Origin of the sequence: Streptomyces sp. NPDC093109, assembly GCF_040701725.1 — a bacterium.
In the GTDB taxonomy this organism is placed as follows: domain Bacteria; phylum Actinomycetota; class Actinomycetes; order Streptomycetales; family Streptomycetaceae; genus Streptomyces.
The window spans coordinates 1-3239 of sequence record NZ_JBFBEZ010000103.1 but is presented as its reverse complement, the minus strand read 5'-3'; the positions used below and the strand labels follow the sequence as shown (position 1 = coordinate 3239).

General features: G+C 71.4%; 1 protein-coding gene. It reads right to left on the bottom strand.

What is annotated here, in order from left to right; all coding sequences use genetic code 11:
• Positions 1-3020, bottom strand: a 3020-nt coding sequence (locus tag AB0389_RS37695; protein ID WP_366400105.1) for an SDR family NAD(P)-dependent oxidoreductase, incomplete at its 3' end; no start/stop codon positions are given.
• Positions 3021-3239: the final 219 nt, after the last annotated feature.

Below are 3239 nucleotides of genomic sequence, written 5' to 3'. Positions count from 1 at the left end.
AAGAACCCAGGATCGAACTCCCCCGCCCCATAAAGGAATCCACCCGAGCGGGTGTACGACGTCCCCGCATGGTCCGGGTCCGGGTCGAACAACGCCTCCACGTCCCAGCCACGGTCGACGGGGAAGTCACCGATCGCGTCGGTGCCCTCCGTGACCAGCCGCCACAGATCTTCCGGCGACTCGACCCCGCCGGGGAAGCGGCAGCTCATGCCGATCACCACGATCGGGTCGTCGGCCACGGACGGCAGCGGCCCGGCCGGAGCCGAGGAGGCCGTCCCCGGCTCGGGGAGGGTGCCGAACAGTTCGTCCCGCAGATGGCGTGCCAGCGCCGTGGCCGTCGGGTAGTCGAAGATCAGAGTGGCGGTCAGCCGCAGCCCCGTCACCATACTGAGCCGGTTCCGCAGTTCCACCGCCGTCAACGAGTCGAAGCCCAGGTCCCGGAACGCGGAGGCCGCGTCGACGGCGTCCGCGCCGGTGTGACCGAGTACGAGCGCGATCTGCCCGCGTACGAGATCCAGCAGCGCCTCCTGCCGCCCCTCGGCGGGCAGCCGTGTCAGCCGAGCCACCAGCCCGTCGGCCGTGGCCGTCCCCGCGACCGCCGTACGCCGGGCCGTTGCCGGGATCAACATCCTCAGCAGCGGCGGAACTTCACCCTGCTCACGCAGTACGGGAAGGTCCAGCCGGACCGGCGCCACCACGGCCCGCCCGGCGGTCAGCGCCGCGCCGAAGAGCGCCACACCGTGGCGGACGGAGAGCGGCGGCATCCCTGCGCGGGCCATCCGCCTCATATCGGACTCGGTCACCACGCCGGTCACCACGCCGGTCACGACGCCGGTCGCCCCTCGGGTCCCCGGGCCGGTCCCGTCGGCGTCCCTCGTACCGGCGCCACTGCCGGTGGCCACGTCCGCCGGATCCCACGGCCCCCAGGCCAGCGACACTCCGGGCAGCCCCTCGGCCCGCCGGTGGTGGACAAGCGCGTCCAGGAACGAGTTCGCCACCGCGTAGTTGCCCTGACCGGCGCCGCCGGTCAGCCCCGCCACCGACGAGAACATCACGAAGCCGGACAGGCCGAGATCCCGAGTCAGTTCGTGCAGATGCCAGGCAGCGTCCGCCTTCGGCCGCAGGACCGTCTCCAGGCGGTCGGCGGTGAGCGAACCGATGGTGCCGTCGTCCAGCACCCCCGCCGTATGCACCACTGCCGTCAGCGGATGCCCGGCCGGCACAGCGGCGAGCAGCCGGGCGACCTCGGTCCGGTCGGCGATGTCGCACGCCATGACGGTGATCTCGGCTCCGCTCGCGGTCAGTTCGTCGACCAGCTCGGCCGCGCCGGGCGCCGCAGCACCCCTGCGGCTCACGAGCAGGAGATGCCGCACCCCCTGCTCGGCCACAAGATGCCGGGCCAGTACGGAACCGAGCCCGCCCGTACCTCCGGTGATCAGCACCGTGCCCTCGGCGTCCCACGCGATCCCGCGCTCCCCCGAGCCGGCGGGCACACGGGCCAGGCGTGCGGCACGCAAAGCGCCTTCCCTGACGATCAGTTGCGGCTCGCCCGAGCCGAGAGCCCTCGGCAGTACAGCCATCGACTCCTGACCGGATCCGAGGTCCAGCAGCCCGAACCGGCCCGGATTCTCCGTCACGGCCGAGCGCACGAGCCCCCACACGGAGGCCGCCGCCACATCGATGGCGCCAGAGCCGACCAAGCCTCCGGGCCCGACGGAGCCGACGGGCCCGTCGGCGGCGTCTCCGTCCAGAACCGCGCCACGGGTCACGAACACCAGCCGTGAGTCCGCGAACCGTTCGCTGGCGAGCCACTGCTGAAGGTCCGACAGAACGCGCGTGCTCAGCGCATGAACAGCTTCCGGCATTCGGTCACCGGTCAAAGACGGTTCGGGAGCTGGGGCGATGCCCACGAGTACGGTGCCCGGTACCGCAGTCCCTTCGGCACCCATCAGTGACGCGAGATCCGCATACTCCGCGTACTCCACACCGAGCGGTGCGAGCGCGGCGACCAGGCCCAGCGCGTCAGATCCGAGGACGGCGACCGACCCCGGGTCCACCGGCTCGGGCATCGGCACCGGCGACCATTCCACGCCGAACAGCGCGTCTGCCGCGACACCGGGTGCCTGGTCCAACTGCCCTGCCGATACGGTCCGTACGCGCAGGGAGTCGACGGTGGCGACCGGTCGGCCCGACGGATCAGCGACAGTCACCGACAGCGCGCCCTCACCCACCGGGGCAATCCGCACCCGAAGCGCCGAAGCACCAGCCGCATGCAACGACACCCCCTCCCACGAGAACGGCAACACACCACCAACACCCTCCCCGGCACCATCACCATCACCATCAGAGGCAAGCATCGACGCATGCAGAGCCGCATCCAACAACGCCGGATGCAGACCAAAACCAGCCGCCGCACCCTCAGCCGACTCCGGCAGACTCACCTCCGCAAAAACCTCACCACCCCGCCGCCACACCCCACGCAACCCACGAAACACCGGACCATACACAAACCCCACACCCGCAAACCGCTCATAACAACCCCCCACCTCCACCCCAACCGCCCCCACAGGCGGCCACACCCCAGAACCCAACCCCACATCCGACCCCAGCTCCGCCCCCGGGTCCGCCACCCCGCCACCAACCGCCAGCCACCCACTCGCATGCTCCACCCAGGTGGCATCCGAGACCCCCTCGGCGCGTGCGTACACCGCCACCGAGCGCCGCCCCGCGTCATCGGGCACCCCGACGACCACCTGCGTCAGCACCGCTCCCTGCTCCGGCAGCACAAGAGGCACGGCGAGCGTCAGCTCCTCAACACGGTCACAACCCACCTCGTCACCGGCGCGGATCGCCAGCTCCAGCAACGCCGTCCCCGGCAGCAGCACCCGCCCCATCACCACATGGTCGGCCAGCCACGGATGCGACCCCAGCGCCAACCGCCCGGTGAACAACGCGCCGTCGGCCCCGGCCAGTTCGACGGCGGCACCCAGCAGCGGGTGCTTCGGCGAACTCAGCCCCACCGCGCGCAGGTCCGCAGCACGACCGAGGGCACCCACCGGCCAGAACCAGCTGTGCTGGAAGGCGTACGTCGGCAACTCCACCCGCCGAGCCCCGGCACCGGACCCGGCAGCGGCGAAGAACCCGGCCCAGTCGACGGCGACACCGCGCACATGAAGCTGAGCAAGCGCGGTGAGGACCGACACCTCCTCGTCCCGGCCCTTCCGCAGAACCGGCACCGC